General features: G+C 58.8%; 22 protein-coding genes. 13 read left to right on the forward strand and 9 right to left on the reverse strand.

From position 1 onward, the window contains the following. Positions 1-30: 30 nt before the first annotated feature. Together phbB and V8J84_RS02330 are read left to right on the forward strand one after the other, a co-directional pair. Positions 31-756: an acetoacetyl-CoA reductase gene (gene phbB, locus V8J84_RS02325; protein WP_339927987.1), complete on the forward strand. Its 726-nt coding sequence runs from the start codon at positions 31-33 to the stop codon at positions 754-756. Between the two features lie 312 nt (positions 757-1,068). After that, positions 1,069-2,019 carry a transcriptional regulator GcvA gene (locus tag V8J84_RS02330; RefSeq protein ID WP_339927988.1) on the forward strand — a complete coding sequence of 317 codons (951 nt, stop codon included), beginning with the start codon at positions 1,069-1,071 and terminating at the stop codon, positions 2,017-2,019. A 40-nt stretch (positions 2,020-2,059) separates the two neighbouring features. Here V8J84_RS02330 and V8J84_RS02335 read toward each other — a convergent pair whose 3' ends face one another. From V8J84_RS02335 to V8J84_RS02345, 3 genes are all read right to left on the reverse strand, one after another. After that, complete coding sequence (locus V8J84_RS02335; protein ID WP_339927989.1) at positions 2,060-2,227, reverse strand: YdcH family protein; 168 nt, start codon at positions 2,225-2,227, stop codon at positions 2,060-2,062. 122 nt (positions 2,228-2,349) lie between these two features. Next, entirely contained in the window at positions 2,350-3,093 is a 744-nt protein-coding gene (locus tag V8J84_RS02340; protein WP_339927990.1) for a tRNA1(Val) (adenine(37)-N6)-methyltransferase, read from the reverse strand. Continuing rightward, a complete protein-coding gene (locus V8J84_RS02345) occupies positions 3,083-3,298 on the reverse strand; it encodes a putative signal transducing protein (RefSeq protein WP_339929060.1) in 216 nt (71 codons plus the stop codon). Before V8J84_RS02345 ends, V8J84_RS02340 begins: the two co-directional genes overlap by 11 nt. A gap of 56 nt (positions 3,299-3,354) precedes the next feature. Here V8J84_RS02345 and V8J84_RS02350 point away from each other — a divergent pair, with 56 nt between their 5' ends. Beyond that, complete coding sequence (locus V8J84_RS02350; RefSeq protein ID WP_339927991.1) at positions 3,355-4,353, forward strand: polyprenyl synthetase family protein; 999 nt, start codon at positions 3,355-3,357, stop codon at positions 4,351-4,353. Here the strand turns inward: V8J84_RS02350 and V8J84_RS02355 are convergent. From V8J84_RS02355 to V8J84_RS02365, 3 genes are all read right to left on the reverse strand, one after another. Continuing rightward, positions 4,346-5,197 (reverse strand): 4-(cytidine 5'-diphospho)-2-C-methyl-D-erythritol kinase, encoded by an 852-nt coding sequence (locus tag V8J84_RS02355; RefSeq protein ID WP_339927992.1) that lies wholly within the window; start codon positions 5,195-5,197, stop codon positions 4,346-4,348. The genes V8J84_RS02350 and V8J84_RS02355 overlap by 8 nt on opposite strands. Continuing rightward, entirely contained in the window at positions 5,197-6,885 is a 1,689-nt protein-coding gene (locus V8J84_RS02360) for a tetratricopeptide repeat protein (RefSeq protein ID WP_339927993.1), read from the reverse strand. Before V8J84_RS02360 ends, V8J84_RS02355 begins: the two co-directional genes overlap by 1 nt. A 155-nt stretch (positions 6,886-7,040) precedes the next feature. Continuing rightward, a complete protein-coding gene (locus V8J84_RS02365; protein ID WP_339927994.1) occupies positions 7,041-8,690 on the reverse strand; it encodes an electron transfer flavoprotein-ubiquinone oxidoreductase in 1,650 nt (549 codons plus the stop codon). A 215-nt stretch (positions 8,691-8,905) separates the two neighbouring features. Here V8J84_RS02365 and greA point away from each other — a divergent pair, with 215 nt between their 5' ends. The 10 genes from greA to V8J84_RS02415 are packed head-to-tail and all read left to right on the forward strand — an operon-like array spanning position 8,906 to position 16,872. Next, positions 8,906-9,376, forward strand: coding sequence for a transcription elongation factor GreA (greA, locus tag V8J84_RS02370; protein ID WP_339927995.1), 471 nt, complete (start codon positions 8,906-8,908; stop codon positions 9,374-9,376). 17 nt (positions 9,377-9,393) lie between these two features. Beyond that, the gene (locus tag V8J84_RS02375; protein WP_339927996.1) at positions 9,394-10,377 is read left to right on the forward strand and encodes a hypothetical protein; all 984 of its coding nucleotides are present in this window, start codon (positions 9,394-9,396) and stop codon (positions 10,375-10,377) included. 5 nt (positions 10,378-10,382) lie between these two features. Continuing rightward, on the forward strand, positions 10,383-11,312 hold the full coding sequence (locus V8J84_RS02380; protein WP_339927997.1) for an AEC family transporter: 930 nt from the start codon (positions 10,383-10,385) through the stop codon (positions 11,310-11,312). A 43-nt stretch (positions 11,313-11,355) separates the two neighbouring features. Beyond that, positions 11,356-12,183: an S-formylglutathione hydrolase gene (fghA, locus tag V8J84_RS02385; protein ID WP_339927998.1), complete on the forward strand. Its 828-nt coding sequence runs from the start codon at positions 11,356-11,358 to the stop codon at positions 12,181-12,183. Then, complete coding sequence (locus V8J84_RS02390; protein WP_339927999.1) at positions 12,180-12,623, forward strand: YaiI/YqxD family protein; 444 nt, start codon at positions 12,180-12,182, stop codon at positions 12,621-12,623. Before fghA ends, V8J84_RS02390 begins: the two co-directional genes overlap by 4 nt. Before the next feature lie 14 nt (positions 12,624-12,637). Then, entirely contained in the window at positions 12,638-13,582 is a 945-nt protein-coding gene (locus V8J84_RS02395) for a DMT family transporter (protein ID WP_339928000.1), read from the forward strand. Positions 13,583-13,638: 56 nt separating this feature from the next. Continuing rightward, positions 13,639-14,262, forward strand: a complete 624-nt coding sequence (locus tag V8J84_RS02400; protein WP_339928001.1) for an HAD family hydrolase — start codon at positions 13,639-13,641, stop codon at positions 14,260-14,262. Then, the gene (locus tag V8J84_RS02405) at positions 14,259-15,170 is read left to right on the forward strand and encodes an ornithine cyclodeaminase family protein (RefSeq protein WP_339928002.1); all 912 of its coding nucleotides are present in this window, start codon (positions 14,259-14,261) and stop codon (positions 15,168-15,170) included. The genes V8J84_RS02400 and V8J84_RS02405 overlap by 4 nt, the downstream gene beginning before the upstream one ends. After that, on the forward strand, positions 15,155-15,955 hold the full coding sequence (locus V8J84_RS02410) for a phytanoyl-CoA dioxygenase family protein (RefSeq protein ID WP_339928003.1): 801 nt from the start codon (positions 15,155-15,157) through the stop codon (positions 15,953-15,955). The genes V8J84_RS02405 and V8J84_RS02410 overlap by 16 nt, the downstream gene beginning before the upstream one ends. Beyond that, positions 15,955-16,872, forward strand: a complete 918-nt coding sequence (locus V8J84_RS02415) for an alpha/beta fold hydrolase (RefSeq protein WP_339928004.1) — start codon at positions 15,955-15,957, stop codon at positions 16,870-16,872. Before V8J84_RS02410 ends, V8J84_RS02415 begins: the two co-directional genes overlap by 1 nt. Positions 16,873-16,884: 12 nt before the next feature. Here V8J84_RS02415 and V8J84_RS02420 read toward each other — a convergent pair whose 3' ends face one another. From V8J84_RS02420 to V8J84_RS02430, 3 genes are all read right to left on the reverse strand, one after another. Then, the gene (locus tag V8J84_RS02420; protein ID WP_339928005.1) at positions 16,885-17,988 is read right to left on the reverse strand and encodes a GGDEF domain-containing protein; all 1,104 of its coding nucleotides are present in this window, start codon (positions 17,986-17,988) and stop codon (positions 16,885-16,887) included. Positions 17,989-18,120: 132 nt separating this feature from the next. Further along, a complete protein-coding gene (locus V8J84_RS02425) occupies positions 18,121-19,362 on the reverse strand; it encodes an MFS transporter (protein WP_339928006.1) in 1,242 nt (413 codons plus the stop codon). An 11-nt stretch (positions 19,363-19,373) separates the two neighbouring features. Then, positions 19,374-19,883 carry a GNAT family N-acetyltransferase gene (locus tag V8J84_RS02430; protein ID WP_339928007.1) on the reverse strand — a complete coding sequence of 170 codons (510 nt, stop codon included), beginning with the start codon at positions 19,881-19,883 and terminating at the stop codon, positions 19,374-19,376. Between the last annotated feature and the right edge of the window lie 28 nt (positions 19,884-19,911).

A 19,911-nucleotide genomic window follows, 5' to 3' on the forward strand; every position in this document is an offset into this window, starting at 1 on the left:
ACGAACGAAATTCCCAAGAAGGAGAATCCTATGTCCCGTGTTGCTCTTGTCACCGGCGGTTCCCGCGGTATCGGCGCCGCTATCTCGAAAGCACTGAAAGAGGCGGGCTGCGAAGTTGCGGCCACATACGCTGGCAACGATGAAAAGGCTGCCGCCTTCACCGAAGAAACCGGCATCAAGACCTACAAATGGGACGTTGGCAATTACGAGGCTTGCGCCGAAGGCATCGCCAAGGTCGAGGGTGATCTGGGTCCGATCGATATTCTGGTCAACAACGCGGGCATCACCCGCGACGCGCCGTTCCACAAGATGAAGCCAGAGCAGTGGAACGAAGTTATCTCCACCAACCTGTCCGGCGTGTTCAACATGACCCACCCCGTCTGGCCCGGTATGCGCGAGCGTAAGTTCGGCCGCATCATCACGATCTCTTCGATCAACGGCCAGAAGGGCCAGTTCGCCCAAGCCAACTATGCCGCCGCCAAGGCAGGCGACATCGGCTTTACCAAGGCGCTGGCCCAAGAAGGCGCGCGCGCTGGCATCACCGTAAACGTGGTTGCACCCGGCTACATCAACACCGAGATGATGAGCACGATCCCTGAAAAAGTGATGAACGAAGTGATCCTGCCACAAATCCCAGTGGGCCGCTTGGGCGAGGCGTCCGAGATCGCGCGCACTGTGGCGTTCCTTGCGTCCGACGATGCGGGCTTCATCACCGGTTCGACAATCTCCGCAAACGGCGGTCAGTACATGACCTAAGCCGCTTGGCTTGATCAAAAGTAAAGGGCCGCGCTGATCAGGCGCGGCCCTTTTTCGTTCGGCGATCCGAAAACCACCGGAGCGAATTCCTTAACGGCGGCCGGTCATCCAGGCGAATACATTGCGCAGGGCCTCGCCACGTTCCTGGTGTGCTTTACGGTATGCGGCGCTCATCTGGATGTTGCGTGCTGTCTCGATCATGGGTCAATTCCTTTGGGTCTTGTTTCGTGTTCTGATCCCAATATGGGCTTTGAAACACGCAGCGACAAACGAGTCTTTCCCTTGCTTCAGTTAAGCTGTATTTAACTGAACATGTCTGATCGTCTTCCTTCACTCACCGCGTTGCGCGCCTTTGAAGCTGCCGCACGCCATATGTCATTCGCCCAAGCTGCCGCAGAATTGTTCGTCACGCCTGCCGCGCTGTCCTATCAGATCAAATCGCTTGAGACGGATTTGGGGCAGCCGCTGTTCCGCAGGCTCAACCGCGCCGTTGAATTGACAGAGGCTGGGCGCACGCTGGCGCCGGGCACGGCAGACGGGTTTGCCGCGTTGGCCATGGCATGGCGTCAGGCGCGGCGGTTGAATGACACAGGTGTCCTGACCGTGACAGCGGGCCCTGCGTTCACGTCAAAATGGCTTGCCCCGCGCATGTATGATTTTGCCCAAGCCCACCCCGAGATTGAGCTGCGGTTTGCCGCGGGCCTGCGCATCGCGGATTTTGACCGCGACGAGGTAGATGTAGCGATCCGCTTTGGTGTGGATGCCGATCCTGCGCTTTTCACCGCGCCGCTAATCAAGGAATGGATCACGCCGATGATGACGCCTACCTTGGCCGAACACGTTAAGTCGCCGGATGATCTGGCAAGCGTGCCGCTGATTCATGATGAATCGCTGGCCGCTTTCCGCACGCCATCGGACTGGCCGATCTGGTTGAAGGGGGCGGGCCTGTCGCTGGATACAAGTCATGGGCCACGGTTTTCGCAGGCCGATCACGCGCTTGATGCGGCTATGGCTGGGGCGGGCGTTGTGTTGGGGCGGGTGTCTTTGGCCACGCGGGCACTTCAGGCGGGTCGGCTTGTCGCGCCCTTCGCGCTGGGCGTTGTGACAGAGGCGCAGTTCCGCTTTGTCTGTCCCAAAGGGACCGAGACGCGCCCGCAGGTCGCGGCGTTTAAGGATTGGGTGTTTTCAGAAATCGCAGCTTCTGCCGCGTTCGAAGATGGCCGCCGGTTTATCTTGGCAACCGATCTTGCTGCATCGTCGTGAAAGGGGCGCTGACATTCTGCGCCAGCGCCCGAAAGGTGGGCTAGTGCGTCGTCAGCCGTGAAATTTCTTCTTTGAGCATCAGCTTTTGCTTTTTCAGCTTCGCAATTTCGAGGTCATCGGTCGCGGGGCTGCGTTGCAGCTGTTCAACCGAGATAGAGAGGTTTTCGTGTTTCTTCTTCAGTTCCTGCAAATGCGAACTCAAGCTCATGGTCGTCCTCCTCTGATAGGTGTGTCGTAGATTAATAGCACCACAGTTTTTCGGCCAAGTCACGCCGCAGGGCAGCATAGCCGGACCTTAGGCAAGCCTGTGCCAGAACGATTGCCAAAAGGTTAAGCGGTGATGTCCAATTTCGCGCCATCCCGCAAAATACCCTGCAACTGCTTTGTATAGCTTTCTTTATCGCCATCATGGGTTGGATTGGCGTGCATGAGCAGGGGTGGGCGCATCACAAACGGGGCGCGTCCGCTATGCCGCGCTTGCAGCAAAAACAAATCAGGTGCGCGGTTCGGTCGCGGCATAATCGGCATGACGGTGATCGATCCCAGCCGCCCGTGCAGGGTCACCAGAACGTCGGGCAGGCGTGTCATATGCTGTATCAGCGTCAGGTGGCCTTTGGGAGCCAGGCGCCGGACAGCGACGTCGATCCAATCGGCCAGCGGCGTGTCACCGGACAGCGCCATGTCGCGACCCTTGTCTTGCGCGGCGGTGCCTTGGGTGCGGTCGTAATAGGGCGGGTTCATCATCACATGATGAAACTGTTTTTGCCGCAGATCGGCGGGCAGATTACGGAGGTCGGCGTTTACAACCTGCATATCGGGACAGTTGCGGCGGGCCAGCGTGGCATACTCCGGCTGTACTTCAACGCCTGTCATCGACAGGTCACCCACACGGGCATTCAGACACAGGGACGCGACCCCGACACCGCAGCCCAATTCCAGCACGGTCTGTCCCTTGGTTGCGGGCACGGCGGCGGCCAACAGCACCGCATCAATGCCAGAGCGGAAACCGCGCGCGGGTTGCCACGCCATGACCTGACCGCCCAGAAAGGCATCGTGTGTCAGATCATCTGCCAAGGTCGATCTCGTTGTCGCGCATCACCGCCTCTGCGATGAACAGATCACGGTCTGCGACCATGATCCGGCGCGGCAAAATGCCTATGCTGCCTTCAAGGACGCTCATGTTTACGTCAAATTCAAAGAAGGTTATACCCTCGCCATCCAGCAGCGCGCTGGCGAATGCGATGACTGTCGGGTCGTTGGTGCGCAAAAGTTCTTTCATATCCATGACGTAAGGTGGCGCGCTGCCTTTGTCTATCAAACGCACCGGACAGATTGATGAGCCTCGACGTCGCCGCCACCAAACCGCACGAACAACTGGCCGAGGCCTTGGCCGATGATTTGTCTGCGGTGAACGATATGATCCGCGCGCGGATGGCGTCCGAACACGCTCCGCGCATCCCCGAGGTGACGGCGCATCTGGTTGAGGCAGGCGGGAAACGCCTGCGCCCGATGCTGACTTTGGCGGCTGCGCGGATGTGTGGCTACGACGGGCCGTATCACGTGCATCTGGCCGCGACGGTAGAGTTTATTCATACCGCGACGCTGCTGCACGACGACGTGGTCGACGAAAGTAACCAGCGGCGCGGGCGGCCTACGGCAAATCTGCTCTGGGACAACTCTTCTTCGGTGCTGGTCGGAGATTATTTGTTCGCGCGGTCTTTCCAGCTGATGGTCGAAACCGGATCACTGCGGGTGCTGGATATTCTGGCCAATGCTGCCGCGACAATCGCGGAAGGCGAGGTGCTGCAACTGACCGCGCAGGCTGACATTGCGACGACCGAGGACACGTATCTGAAGGTGGTGCGCGGCAAGACAGCGGCGCTGTTTTCTGCGGCGATGGAAGTCGGTGGAGAAATTGCGGGGCAGGACGATGCGATCAAGCGGGCGCTGTTTGACTACGGCGACGCGCTGGGTATTTCGTTCCAGATCGTAGATGACCTTCTCGATTATGGCGGCACGGACGCGATTGGCAAAAATACCGGCGATGACTTCCGTGAGCGGAAACTGACGCTACCAGTGATCCGCGCGATTGCGGCGGCTGATGCAGAGGAGCGTGACTTCTGGACACGCACCATCGGGAAGGGCCGCCAAGAGGATGGCGATCTGGAACATGCACAGGCGCTGTTTGCCAAGCATGGCACGATGGCGACGACGCGGGATACAGCGCTGGAATGGTCGGAAAAGGCTAAAGCCTCGCTTGGTGCCGTGCCGGACCATGCGTTGCGCAAGATGCTGATCGATTTGGCTGACTACGTGGTCGCCCGCATCACATGATATTGGCGGGTGTGACCCACCAGCCCATCTCGGCCACCTGAATGACCCGCGCGACCTGACGCGCTGCGGCCATATCCGTCACGAGCGCCACGCAGGTTGCCCCTGATCCCGACATGCCCGTCCAAGCCACGGCGGGCTGCTTGTCCAACCTTTCGGTTGCCCGCGCGATTTCGGGCACCAGATCAGCGGCGGCTGCTTGTAAATCATTGCGCTGCTGCGACAGCCAAGCGGCAAAGCCTGAAAAATCAAGACCGGCAGGCACCTGATCCATCGCAGCGTTGGTCTTGGTCGACAACCTGTCAAACGCGGCCATCGTTGGCACGGCAACGCGCGGGTTCACCAGCACGGCGGCACACGTGGGCAGAGTGGGCAGTGTAGACAGATCCTCCCCGATGCCGCGCATACGCTGGGGCGCGGGACCAGCGACACAAACCGGCACATCCGCACCAAGCAAGGCGACCTCGGGCGCGGTAAAGGGCAGTGGTGGCACATCCCACATCTGCGCCAGCGCTTTCAGCGTAGTTGCCGCGTCCGATGATCCGCTGCCGATACCTGCCGCGTGTGGCAGTTGCTTTTCCAGCGTGATGTCAGCGCCCGCCGTGACGCCACGCATCCGGCGCAACAGATCGGCGGCACGAATAATCAGGTTCGTGTGATCTGTTGGGACGCCTTCGGCAAAGGGGCCGGTCACGGTCAGGCGTAGATCAGGTGCCGGGCGAAAGGTCAGCGTGTCGCTGGCGTCTGCAAAGACCACAAGGCTATCAAGAAGGTGATAACCGTCATCGCGTTGGCCTGTCACATGCAGCGTCAGGTTCAGTTTTGCTGGGGCAAGGGCGGTGAGCATCAGTCGTCGCTGGCGACGCGGATCGGGTCTTCGCCTTCTTCGATCAGGACAGCATCGAGGCCAACCTCAAGCTTGCGGCGGATGCGGATCGCCTCTTCCTCTTCTGGATCAAATGACAGTGCACGATTCCACTGGAACTGCGCTTCGATCTCGCGGCCAACGGCCCAGTAAACATCGCCAAGGTGATCGTTGATAACCGGATCAACCGGTTCCAGCGACGCGGCGCGTTCCATGGGCGCCACAGCATCCTGATAACGGCCCAGCTGGAAATAGACCCAGCCAAGGCTGTCCACAATCGCGCCATTGTCAGGCTGAGCGGCAACAGCGCGTTCGATCATATCCAGCGCTTCTGGAAGTTTCTCGCCGCGTTCGACAAGCGAATACCCAAGAAAGTTCAGCACCTGCGGCTGTTCGGGGCGAATTGCCAGCGCGGCGCGGAAATCTGCCTCGGCCTCGGGCCATTGGTCCAGCATGAAATACGTGATCGCGCGTGTATAGCGCACGAACCAGATCGCGGGATCGTCGGGCGCGTAAAGATCAAGGGCGGTTGTGTAGGCGGCGTTGGCCTCCGCCTCTTTGTCCATGCGGCGCAACACATCGCCTTTGGTGGCGTAGATGCGTGCCTCTTCCGGGAACAGGCGCGATAGGGCCTGCAACACCTCAATTGACGCTTCCAGACGGTCGGCTTTGCGCAGGGCATCGGCGCGGCCAATCTCGGCCTCCATATAGGCGGGATCATCAGGGGACACCTGCGCGTAGGCGGCGTTCGACATCTCGTAGCGGCCCAGATCGTCCAGCAGGTTGGCGGCTGTCAGCAGGATCTCGGTGTCGTTGGGGCGCAAGGCCTGAGCGGCGCGCACATAAAGCAAGGTGTAGCCATCAGGCGTCTCGCCGCGCAGGGCACCGCCGACCATGAAGTACACTTCGGCCAGTCCATCAGCGGCAGAGCGGACGGTGTCGTAGGGCAAGGTGTCGCCTGCCTCAAGCGCGGCACGCATCTGGATCAGGCGGGTATCAAGCCGATCGCCAAATACCGCATCAATCAGGGCCACCGCATCGCTGTTGCGGTCAAGCTGGCTCAGGATTTGAGCCAAGGCAATCGCGCTGCGGCGGTTGTGGCGCACGCCACCTTCTGGGGACAGCGACAGTATTTCTTCGGCGCCCTCGTAGTCGCCAACCGATGCCAGCGCCATTGCCTTGTGGAATAGCCCGTAGGCGCGCAGGCCCGGTGCCTCGATCACCTCGTCAAAGGTCATCAGGGCTTTGTTCACCTCGCCCAGACCCATGTGCGCCCACGCCTGCGACAGACCATCAACCAGTGGCCCGACAGAGTGATCCTGCTCAAGCGCTTCAAAAATCTGTACCCAATTACCCGTGCGACCCGCCTGAACAGAGCGCACGATATTGGCGACCTGACTTTCGATCCCGAGGCTGATCATGGCATCGGCGATGGGTGCGGCGGCATCCAGATTGCCCAGCGACAGATTGGCGGCCATCGTGCCTTCAAGAAGCATCGGATTGGATGGATCAGCCAGCACGGCCTGCTGGTAATACCGCGCTGCCGCCTCGTAATCGTTGCCGAAATCAGCCTGACGCGCGGCCAGATATGACCCCGGATCGGCCTGTGCAAATGCCGCGCCCGCAAGCGTTGTTGTCAAAGCTGTCGCCAATAGAATGGATTTGAACACGCCATCGCCCCTTTGTGTTTCGCAAGCGAACCTAGGGGAGCGGTCATGCAGGCGCAATCGCCCGCTGATTGGTGATGCAAAAAGCCGCAGACATCCGCCGACACGAAAAAGGCCCCGCGTGTCCGCGAGGCCCGTTATTCGACCAGCAAAGTCGTTTACATGTTCGGGTAGTTCGGCCCGTCACCACCCTGCGGCACAGTCCACGCGATGTTCTGGCTCGGGTCTTTGATATCGCAGGTTTTGCAATGCACGCAGTTCTGGAAGTTGATCTGGAACTTCGTGTCTTCACCGGTGCCCACAAACTCATAAACGCCAGCGGGGCAATAGCGCGCCGATGGACCTGCATATTTGGGCAGGTTCACATCAACTGGAATAGACGGGTCTTTCAGATGCAAATGCGCCGGCTGGCTTTCTTCGTGGTTGGTAAAGCTGAACGCCACATTGGTCAGGCGATCAAACGACAGTTTGCCGTCTGGCTTGGGGTAGTTGATGACCTTGTGCTTATCCGCAGGCTCGGTCACGTCCGCATCCGATTTGCCATGTGGCACGGTGCCAAGGAAGGAAAAGCCGAATGTGTTTGTCCACATATCAAGACCACCCACGGTGAGCGAGGCCATCAGGCCATACTTGGACCACAGCGGTTTCACGTTGCGCACCTTGAACAGGTCCTGACCAATCGGTCCTTCACGGACGTCGGTTTCATAGACGGTCAGCTCATCGCTCTCGCGGCCTTCTGCGATGGCGGCGTGGGCTGCCTCGGCTGCGGCAATGCCCGACAGCATGGCGTTATGGTTGCCCTTGATACGCGGCACGTTGACCATGCCCGCGGAACACCCCAGCAGCGCACCGCCGGGGAACGTCAGCTTCGGCATCGACTGATAGCCGCCTTCGGTAATGGCACGCGCGCCGTAAGCCACACGTTTGCCGCCTTCAAGCAGCTCTGCCACCATGGGGTGATGCTTGAACCGCTGGAATTCCATGTAGGGGAATGTATGCGGGTTCTTGTAGCCAAGGTGGACAACGAAGCCCACGTAAACCTGATTGTTCTCAAGGTGGTAGATGAACGATCCACCACCGGCACCGGACTCAGACAGCGGCCAGCCCATCGTGTGAGTGACAGTGCCTTCCTTGTGCTTGGCGGGGTCAATCTCCCAGATTTCTTTCATGCCAAGGCCGTATTTCTGGACCTGCTTGCCTTTGCCCAGATCGTATTTCTCGATCACCTGCTTGGACAGCGATCCGCGCACGCCTTCGGACAGGAACACGTATTTGCCGTTCAGCACCATGCCGGGTTCGTAGTTCGCACCCATGGAGCCGTCAGCCTCTTTGCCAAACTCGCCAGCCACAACGCCTTTGACTTCGCCGTCGTCACCGAACACCAGCTCGGAACAGGCCATTCCGGGGAAAATTTCGACGCCCAGTTCTTCGGCCTGTTCCGCCATCCAGCGGCAGACGTTGCCCATCGACACGATGTAGTTGCCGTGGTTGTTCATCAGCGGTGGCATCGCCATGTTCGGCACGCGGATCTTGCCTGCCTCGCCCAGCATATAAAAGTTGTCGGTCTTGACCGGCACGTTCAGCGGTGCGCCCTTTTCTTTCCAGTCGGGGATCAGCTTGTTCAGGCCGGACGGATCAAGCACGGCACCGGACAGGATGTGCGCACCCACCTCTGATCCTTTTTCCAGCACGACGACATTGATGTCGGCATCAAGCTGTTTCAGGCGGATCGCAGCGGACAGACCAGCAGGACCAGCGCCCACGATGACCACATCATAATCCATTGCTTCGCGTTCAATTTCAGCCATTGTGACTTCCCTTTTGTCAGGCGGGGCGCGCCCCGAAACACACTTGAAATATTGTTGCGTCCTGACCTATCGCAAGCCGCATTGCGGGGCAATCAAGACGCGACGACAAAACCGCCGATTACGGCGCGTCGGGCGTGGTTTGGCTTGACTTTCACCTGTCAAACTAAGCTATGAACATGCGATGACTTCTTTTGCCCCAAAGGGGATGCGCGATTATGGACAAGATACCTTTGACACAGGCCGGTTTTAATAAACTGGACGCAGAGCTGAAACACCTCAAGTCGGTGGAGCGGCCCGCGATCATTCGCGCCATTGCCGAAGCGCGCGAGCATGGCGATCTGTCCGAGAACGCCGAATACCATTCCGCCAAGGAAAAACAGTCGTTCATCGAGGGCCGCGTGAAGGAACTTGAAGGCGTGATTTCGCTGGCTGACGTGATCAACCCTGCCAAACTGTCTGGCAGTATCAAGTTTGGTGCGCTGGTCGAACTGGTGGACGAAGACACCGACGAAGAGAAAACCTACCAGATCGTCGGTGAATACGAAGCCGACATCGAAGGCGGGCGTCTGAACATCAAATCCCCGCTGGCCCGCGCATTGATCGGCAAGGACGAGGGCGACAGCGTGGAAGTGCGCACACCTGGCGGACAGAAATCCTACGAAATCCTGTCGATCGTATATAAGTAAGCGGCCAAGGCCCTGATATGGCGAACGTGCCCCAGCCCCAAACACCCAAGCCCGGTCCCTCGCGGATCGAAGTGATTGCGCTTGCGCTGTCCGTTGGATGGATGGTGGCCGTTGCGATTTTCTTTATTGTGCTGCCGCCGTCCGGTGATGCTGCATCGTTCGATAGCCTGCGCTTTGTGCTGACGCTGATGGCGGTTTTCATGCCGGTGGCGATGATCTGGGTTGCCGTTGCGGCTGCCCGATCCGCCCGTGTGATGCGCGAAGAGGCGGCCCGCCTGCACGCGGCCATCGACGGCATGCGCCACACCTATATGGCCGAACGGCAAGGCAAACCTGCGGGTGCTTCGCTTGAGCCTACGGTTGAAAAGAAGCTGACCGAAATTGCGCAGGCCACGCGCAAGACCGAAACGGCGCTGGCCACGTTCACATCATCGCGTGAGGCGCAAAAACTGCTGACCGAACGCAAGGTCGCCCCTGTGGACGACCAGCCAACGCTGGCGCTGGGCACATCAGCCGATGATATTGCGCCTGCGCTGATCAACTCCGACCTGATCCGCGCGCTGAATTTTCCCGACACTGAACAGGACACGCGCGGGTTTGCCGCACTGCGCCGTGCACTGAAAGATCGCAACGCGCGCCAGCTTGTGCAGGCCAGTCAGGACCTTCTCACGCTGCTGTCGCAGGACGGTATCTATATGGATGACCTGCGCCCTGATCGTGCACGGCCTGAACTGTGGCGACGCTTTGCACGGGGTGAGCGGGGCAGGCCGATGGCAGCACTCGGCGGCGTGCGTGACCGTTCATCGCTGGCACTTGCCTCTGGCCGGATGCGCGAAGATACAATCTTCCGCGATGCGGCCCACCACTTTTTGCGCAAGTTTGACCAGATGCTGCAATCGTTCGAACAAGTGGCCAGCGACGAGGAAATCGCCGCACTGTCGGAAACCCGAACGGCCCGCGCGTTTATGCTGATGGGCCGCGTGACAGGGGCGTTTGACTAGCGCGCATGTGGGACATTTTCCTGAAAACTGTTCCGTTTTTCGCGCTGATCGCGCTGGGCTATGTGGCCGCCCGCACCAAGTTTTTCACGCCAGAGGCGACGGCCTATCTGACGAAGTTCGTCTTCTACTTCGCGCTATCCGCGATGATCTTCCGCTTTGCCGCGAACCTGTCGCTGTCCGAGATCTTTGATCTGCGCTTTGTCATGGCCTATTTCTGGGGCACGCTTTTTGTCTATCTGATTGCTACGTTTGTGTCGCTGTTCAGGGGCTTAAGCATCGCAGAGGGCGCGGTCGAGGCGCAGGTCGCCGTGATTGGCAACGTCGGCTTTCTGGGCATCCCGATGTTGGTGCTTTTGCTGGGCGACGGTGCGGTTGGCCCCGTGATGATGGTGCTGGCGGTTGATCTGATCTTTTTCGGCAGCCTGACCGTGATCCTGATCACCGGATCGCGGGACGGTCAGGTGCATTGGGGTATTCTGAAAACCGTCGGACTGGGGCTGATCAAAAACCCGATGATCGTGTCGATCGTGCTGGGCCTGATGGTATCCGGCTTTGCCCTGCCAATCCCTGCCCCGGCCAACGAATTTCTGGCGATCCTTGGTGGGGCGGCCACGCCGGGTGCGCTCTTTGCAATTGGCGCGTCCCTCGCTGGCAAATCGGCGGAACGACTTGCTGTCGCGGGCTGGTTGTCATTTTGCAAGCTGGGCTTGCATCCGCTGTTTGTGGCATTGGCAGCGCTCTATATCTTCAAGGTCGAACCCTACGCGGCTGGCGTGATGATCGCTGCAGCAGCGCTCCCTGTGGCGGGCAATGTCTATATGATTGCGCAGCATTATGGCGTGGCCCCAACGCGCGTGTCAGCGGCCATTCTGGTGTCGACGTCAATCAGTATCCTGACGCTGTCGGGCGTGATCGCATGGGTGACAACGCTGTAGTCCTGCGCTAGCCGTGGGGAAACAGCACGCGAGGGGGCACCACATGAAAACCGTATCCGAAAACCGCAGCTTTGGCGGCACGCAAGGTGTTTACACGCACGCATCCACCGCAACCGGCACCGACATGACCTTTGCGATCTTTATGCCGGAAGAGGCGGCGTTCGGTCCCGTGCCGGTGCTATGGTATTTGTCCGGCCTGACCTGCACCCACGCCAACGCAATGGACAAGGCGGGCGCACAGCAATGGGCGGCAGAGCAGGGGATTGCGCTGATCTTTCCCGATACATCGCCCCGCGGTGAAGGCGTGCCGGATGATGAGGCTTATGATCTTGGTCAGGGGGCCGGTTTCTACATTGATGCAACGCAGGCGCCTTGGGACCAACATTTCAAAATGTGGACCTATGTGGCCGAAGAATTGCCCGCGCTTGTGGCCGAAAACTTTGCGCTGGATATGGACCGTCAGTCGATCACCGGTCATTCGATGGGCGGTCACGGCGCGCTGACGATGGCGATGGCCTTGCCTGACCGCTTCCGGTCGGTGTCGGCATTCGCGCCTATCTGCAACCCGACGAAATCCGACTGGGGGCGCAAGCAGTTCAGCGCCTATTGGGGCGACGAAGAAAACTGGGGTCCGCATGATGCCACGCTGCTGATGCAGGGCGGCGGATTTAACGGGCCGATGTTGATCGATACAGGCACCGACGATCAGTTCGGTGATCTGCTGGGCACCGAAGCCTTCGCCGCTGCCTTTGCCGCAAAGCGACAAGAGGGCGCGATCCGCCTGCAAAAGGGCTACGACCATTCGTATTTCTTTGTCTCGACCTTCATGGAAGACCACGTCGCGTTCCACGCAGAGGCGCTTTACGCATGATCTACGTTGATGCCGATGCCTGCCCCGTGAAGGCCGAGATTGAACGTGTGGGCACACGGCATAAGGTGAAGATTTTCGTGGTGTCTAATGGCGGTATCCGCCCGTCGCAGAACCCTTATGTGGAAACTGTTGTCGTGCCCGATGGCCCTGATGTGGCCGATATGTGGATCGCGGATCGGGCAACCAAGGGCGATGTGGTCATTACAGGGGACATTCCGTTGGCGTCGCACTGCGTTGAAAACGGTGCCCTGGTTCTCAAGCACAATGGCGAACCATTGACCGAGGCCAATATCGGCAATGTCCTTGCCACGCGCGACCTGATGGCCGACATGCGCGCCGCTGATCCGTTCCGGCAGGGTGGCGGCAAACCGTTCTCGAAGGCAGACCGGTCCCGTTTTCTGGATGCGCTGGAAACCACATTGCGCAAAGCTGCGCGGTGAACTGGTTCCGCACTTTGACGCCATCTCAGCTGGGCTGTTTGTCCGCGCTGTTGGCGGTGTGCTTTTTCTCGTTTAACGACACGATCATCAAATTTGTCAGCGGCGACTACCCGCTGCATCAGGTTGTCATGATCCGCTCGATGATCGGGTTTTGTATCATCGTTGGGATCGTCATGCCGCTCACAGGCGGCGTGCGTGCGTTTCGCACCAAGCGGTTGCGCGCCCATCTGATGCGTGGCCTATTCGTCGTATTCGCCAACATGCTGTTTTTTCTGGGGCTCGCGGCGATGCCATTCGCCGATGCGGTGGCGATTTTTTTCATAAGTCCGCTCATCATCACCGTCTTCTCGGTCATCTTTTTGCAGGAAACCGTCGGACCATGGCGCTGGGCTGCCATCGCGGTGGGGTTTGTCGGTGTGCTGGTGGTGATGCGGCCCGGCACAGGGGCTTTTCAGATGGCATCACTTCTCCCGCTGGGGGCCGCGTTTTGCTATGCGGCGCTGCACATGCTGACGCGCAAAATCGGCGCAACCGAAAGCGCCACAACGATGGCGATCTACATTCAGGCGACGTTTGTCATTGTCGGGATATGCGCCGGTTTGCTGATGGGCGACGGCAGGTTCGACACGTTTGACGACCCGTCGCTCACCTTCCTTTTCCGCGCATGGGTGTGGCCGGACCCTGCTGACTATCCGCTGTTTCTGGGCTTGGGTGTCGGCATCGCCTTCGCGGGCTTTTTCATCAGTCAGGCCTACCGCGTGGCCGAGGCAGCACTCGTGGCACCATTTGAATATCTGGCCATGCCGCTTGCCGTGATCTTTGGCATCGTGGTGTTTGACGAATGGCCGGACGCAGTCACCTATGCCGGTATCGCGCTGATCGTCGGATCAGGGCTGATCACGCTGTGGCGCGAAAACAGGGCGAGTGCAGCGCGCACAGACCCGGCATTGCGTCGCTGAACTGGACCTGCGGGGCGAAGTGGCTAAGGTAATCGTCAAACAATAGGGCCCTTTTCATGTCGCAGATCAAAGCTGTCGTATTCGATATCGGAAATGTCCTGATCGGCTGGCAGCCGGAACAGTATTTTGACCGGATCATCGGCGAAGAGCGGCGCCGCGCGATGTTCGAAGCAGTTGACCTGCATGCCATGAATGACCGTGTTGATCGGGGCGAGAACCTGATGGATGTGGTGGCTGAAACCGCGCCGCAGTATCCCGCCTACGCTGATGAAATACGGATGTGGGGCGATCACTGGATCGATTTGACGGGTCCTGTGATTGATCATTCCGTCAGGCTTTTGCGGGCGTTGCGGGCCAATGATGTGACGGTTTTTGCGCTGTCCAATTTTGGCCGCGATACCTTTGAAATGGCAGAACCGGTGTATCCGTTTCTGACCGAATTTGACCGGCGCTATATCTCGGGCCATATGAAATGCATCAAGCCGGACCCGCAGATTTATCAGATGGTTGAGGCGGACTGCGGCCTTGCACCGTCTGATCTTTTGTTCACCGATGACCGTCAGGACAACATCGACATGGCGCTGTCACGCGGCTGGCACGCGCACCGGTTCACGCATGCACGCGGCTTTGCCGACCGTCTTGTCGCCGAGGGCCTGTTGACCATGGAGGACGCGCAATGACCGTGATGATTCCCTTTGCCGAAGGCGAGGCGCGGATGGAATGGCTGGCCCTGACCAAGGCGTTGGCTGCTGGGCACGATTTCCCCAAAGCCGCGGTTGAGGATGTGTTCCTGTATCAAGGTGACAATACGCTTCTGAACCGCTCTGCATGGATCGAAGGCATGGGTCTGGCCGTGAAATGCGCCACGATCTTTCCTGCCAACAAAGACAAGGGACAGCCTGCCATTGGCGGCGCGGTGAACCTGTTTTCCGGTCAAGACGGCACGCTTGAGGCGATCCTTGATTTTCATCTCGTGACGAAATGGAAAACCGCGGGCGACAGTCTTTTGGCTGCGACACGACTCGCGCGGGCAGACAGCCGCAACATCCTGATTGTCGGGGCGGGCACCGTTGGTCATTCCCTGCGGCAGGCCTACGGTGCTGCGTTTCCTGACGCAAAATTCACGATCTGGAACCGCTCACCTGCAGGTGCGCAAGCGTTTAAGGACCAGCACCCCGATGTGGCCATTGCCGATGATCTTGAAACGGCTGTGCGGGCGGCGGATATTATCACCTGTGCGACGATGTCCACCGAACCTGTGTTGCGCGGTGACTGGCTGCAACCGGGTCAGCATGTTGACCTGATCGGCGCCTATCGCCCCGATATGCGCGAGGCGGATGATACGGCGCTGACCCGTGCGCGCATCTTCGTCGACAACATCCACACGACCGCAGGCCATATCGGAGAGCTGAAAATCCCGATTGCCGCTGGCGTCATCGCGCAAGATGATATTGTCGCGGATTTTTATGACCTCACCGCGTTTGAACGTCACAGTGATGACGAAATTACCCTGTTTAAGAACGGCGGTGGTGCGCATCTTGATCTGATGACATGCCGCTACATTCTGGATGCATGGAACGCTGCATGATTACGCAAACACAAATCGCGGACTACCAGCGCGACGGGGCGATCGTCGTGCGTGGCCTGTTCAAGGAATGGCTGCCATTGATGGAAGAAGGCGTCGCGCAGAACATGGCAGAGCCGGGGGAATACGCGTCTGAAAACGCGGTGACCCAAGGGCGGTTCTTTGATGATTACTGCAACTGGACTCGCATCCCCGCTTTTGAAAAGATCGTTCGCGAAAGCCCTGCAGCAGAGCTTGTGGCGCGTGCGATGCAGTCGCGCTCGGCCCAGTTTTTCCACGATCACGTGCTGGTTAAGGAACCCGGAACGCCCAAGCCAACGCCGTGGCATCAGGATGCGCCCTATTATTTCGTCACCGGAGAGCAGACCGCAAGTATTTGGATGCCGCTTGATCCGGTGCGCGATGCGTCGCTGCGATTGATCGCAGGGTCGCACAAGTGGGACAAGATGGTGCGCCCAGTAAGCTGGGCTGACGATAGCGATTTTTACGACAAAGGTGACTGGACCCCTGTGCCTGATCCGGATGCGCATCCCGATGATATGCGCGTTCTGGAATGGGAGATGGAGCCAGGCGATGCGGTCCTATTCGATTTCCGGACTGTTCATGGGGCGCGAGGGAACACGGCGCAGGCCCGCAGGCGTGCGCTATCCTTGCGCTGGGTTGGCGATGATGCCCGCTATGTGGAACGGCCCGGGCGCACGTCGCCGCCATTCCCCGGTCACGGGATGCAAGGTGGTGAACGCCTGCGCGAAGACTGGTTTCCGATGATCGCAAGGGATGTGACGTGATGGGTTGGATCATCCTTCTGGCTTTGATTGTCATCATAACCGTCGCACCCTTCTATCTGGATAGCAGACGTAAAACGATAAACGACCGCGCGCGTGCAGGCTCTGGCATGAAATTTGCCGACCTGTCGCAGGGTGTGACGGCCTATCGCTGGGTCGGGCCAACGCGCGGGCCGGTTGCGGTCATGATCCACGGTTTGACCACCCCGTCGATTGCTTTTGCCGATCTGGCCGAGGGGGTCGGCCAGTTGGGCTATCGGGTGCTTGTCTACGATCTTTACGGGCGCGGGTTGTCCGATGCGCCATCGGGCAAACAGGACAGCGCGTTTTTTGTCACGCAGCTGGATGATCTATTGCGCGACCAACACATCACGGATGATGTGACGCTATTTGGATATTCAATGGGTGGGTCCATCGCGACGGTCTTTGCCGCGCAAAAACCACATCGGATCAAACGCGTGATCTTATTGGCCACGGCGGGTGTGCTGACGCAGGAAAGCGCGTTTTCATCTTTTTGCAGGCGCGTGCCGCTTTTAGGTGATTGGATACATCACAGCATCGGGGCTGAACGGATGAAGCGCGCCCTGCGCGACACGCCAGAGGCTGAGGGTGCAGTGCTTGCCGCCCAGAAAGCCGAGCTTGACCGCAGCGGTTTTCTGCCAGCGGTACTGGCCAGCAGGCGGGGCATGCTGAACGACCAGCTTGAGGCCGAACACCGTTTGTTAGGGCGCGAGGATGTGCCTGTCGTTGCGATCTGGGGCGGGCAGGATCAGGTGATCCCTTTGGCGGCGATGGGGCGTCTGGCTCAATGGAACCGTAGCGCCCGTCAGGATGAAGAGCGCAGCGCGGCGCATGGATTGCCGTTTACACATAGCGCCGAGATTTTGACGATCTTGCGATCCGCATTTCGTGATGACTAAAGTAGGAAAGCGCTAGCGCAGCCCTGCTTGCTGCGACATCGCAGCCTGGTTATGCATGCCTGAAATCGCGACGCAATTCCGGCCAAGCGCCTTTGCCTCGTAAAGCACGCGGTCCGTTTCGGCGAACATGCTTTGGAAATCGCCTGCTTGCCGTGTCCATTTCGCGCCCATGCTGATGGTTACATCAACCGGTTCGCCGTCACACATCATCGGGGTGGCATCGACGGCGTCACGACATCTTTCCGATATGATCTGCATTTCCTCGTGGTTCACATTGGGCAACACGATCAGGAATTCGTCACCGCCGATGCGCGAGAACAAATCGCTGGGGCGCAGGCAGGCGGCGATCCGGTCTTTCAGTTCCAGCAATACCAGATCACCGGACAGGTGCCCTTGCGTGTCGTTGATCTGCTTGAAGTGATCAATGTCGAAACACAGCATGGCTGTGCCACGATCCGGTTTGCTGGGAGTGGACAGATTTTCAAACAGGTCGATCACACTGCGCCTGTTCAGCAGATTGGTGAGCGGGTCCGTTGCCGCAGCCGAAATCAGATCGGTTTTAATTGATATTTCGTTTTCCGCGTGCCGGATCAATGCGCCAAAACCGATAGCGCCGATGATATTGAAAACAACAATCCAATGCCCGACCGAGGACAAAAAGCCCAAGGCGATGTCCGTCGGCATAAATACCACCGACACAAGGTTGAAATTAATCATCAGCCCCAAGACCGCATGAGCCAGTGCGTTTGATTTGATCCGTGGTCGGACATAGCGGGCCCATACCAGCGACAGGATCGCCGACAGGAAAATACCGGATACACCGGCGAGCATGCCTAGACCACCGATACTGAAGCGCACCGTGGCCGCCATGATCGCGGCAATTGCAGCCCCGATGATGCCGAAAAACGCCCCCGATAGGGCGACCATGAGGGTGCGAAGATCGACAATGACGCCCGGCGCAAATTCGATGGGTGAAACCATGGCAAGTGCTGCGGCGGCGCCCATGACCACGCCCATCGCGATCTGCTTGGTGCGCAGTGTGCGGCACCATTTTGCGATCATTCCATAGCTGTAGGCTAGAAATACTGCGAACATCGCCGGTTCGAAGATCAACATGATGTTTGTCAAAGCTGAAGACATTTCCGCTCCTGAAGTTAGGAGGCAAGCTACGCATCAGAAGTGGACGGATGATTAAGAACGCTACAAAAATGCGCAAATTTTAGCGGAATTTTTGGAAAACCAGTCGCTTCAGGTGGCGGCTGCCAGTGGCGCGCGGCGTTCCTTGATGGGCAGATGCACGATGGCGCTAAAGGCACCAACAGCGACGCCAACCCACCAGACATGGGTGTAGGTGCCATAGATATCGTAAAGCCGCCCGCCCAGCCAGACACCCATGAACGACCCAAGCTGGTGCGAGAAAAAGACAATGCCATAAAGCGTGCCCATATAGCGCAGACCATAAAGATGCGCGACCAGACCGGATGTCAAAGGCACAGTGGCCAACCACAGTGTGCCCATGCCGATCGAGAACAGGATCACGGTGGTCGGCGTAATCGGCATCATGATGAAAGCCGCCGCAATGATCGTGCGGCCCGTATAAATCGCGGCCAGCAGGTATTTCTTGGAATAGGTTTTGCCCAGATGTCCCGCCAGCAACGTGCCACCGATATTGGCCAGCCCGATCAGAGAAATGGCGACCGCGCCAAGGGCGCTGGTCGTGCTCACGCCCATATTATCCAGCATCCCGCCCGCCATGATCGGGCCGCACATCTCGGTCACGAAGGCAGGAAAGTGCGCGGTGATAAAGGCAAGCTGATAGCCGCAGGAAAAGAACCCCAGAAAGATCAACGTATAGGACGGGTCCTTGAAGGCGCGGATCAGGATCGTGCCCATGCTTTCATCAAGCTCTGCCTTGGACGCCATCGACGGGCTGCGCATCATCGGCAGCACCATCAGGACCGACAGGATCAGACCGGCAAACGCAACAAACACCATTTGCCATGTCATCAGCGTGAGCAGATATTCCGCCAGCGGCGCGCCAAAAACCTGCCCTGCTGAACCGGCTGCCGTCGCGATGGCCAGCGCCATTGATCTGTTTTCATCCGACGCGGCCCGCCCGACGACAGCAAGAATGACGCCAAAGCCTGTGCCCGCGATGCCAAACCCGACAAGGATCTCGTACATCTGGTGGGCCACGGGTGTCGTGGCGCCAGCGGATAGCAAAAGACCTGCCGCATACGACAATGCACCCAGCACGATAGCCTTCCGGTCACCCACCTTTTCAGCGATCGCGCCGAAGATCGGTTGCCCGATCCCCCAAGCCAGATTCTGGATCGCGATAGCCAGCGAAAACTCCGACCGCAGCCAGTTGAATTCGGTCGCAATGGGGATCTGGAACACGCCAAATGACGCCCTGATGGCAAAGCCGGTCATGATGATAATGCAGCCGGCAATCAGGACCGGCGTGATCAGGGGGGCTTTGTGTTCCATGCTGGAGACACTCAACCGACAGGCCGTAGCTTTGGCAAGGTGGTTTCAGGCATGAAACCCATAATGATGTCGGCATGGCCTTCGCCCGCGATGACATATTGGTCGGTGCCGATCACCTGCCCGCCGATCTTTTCGTAGAACCGGTTGGCACGCCCGTTGCCTTGCAAAACCGATGCCGTGAACGGGGCAGGCGTTTGGCCAAGCGCGTGGCGCAGCAATTCTTGCGCGGCCCCGGTGCCATGATGTTTCTTTAAGACGTAAAAGCTGAATAGCTCGCACGGATAGGCCGCGGCATGTGCGTCGTCGCGCTGGTTTCCGAACTGGGCAAAACCGACATGAGAGATCATGCTGATCCTCGCGCCTTCGCGGATGATCCTGTCATAGAGGGCCAGCCTGTATTCCAGACCACGTTCCGCAATCGCCGCGTCGGGTAAATGTCCGCGATACGTCTCGTCCCATGCCTGCACGTGCATCTGCGCAAGTGCTGCAACATCGGCCTGATTTGCAAAACGGGGTCTCATGACGCCAAGTGGTATCGCGGCAGACACT

The sequence above is a fragment of the Yoonia sp. 208BN28-4 genome, assembly GCF_037543925.1.
Classification (GTDB): Bacteria; Pseudomonadota; Alphaproteobacteria; order Rhodobacterales; family Rhodobacteraceae; genus Yoonia.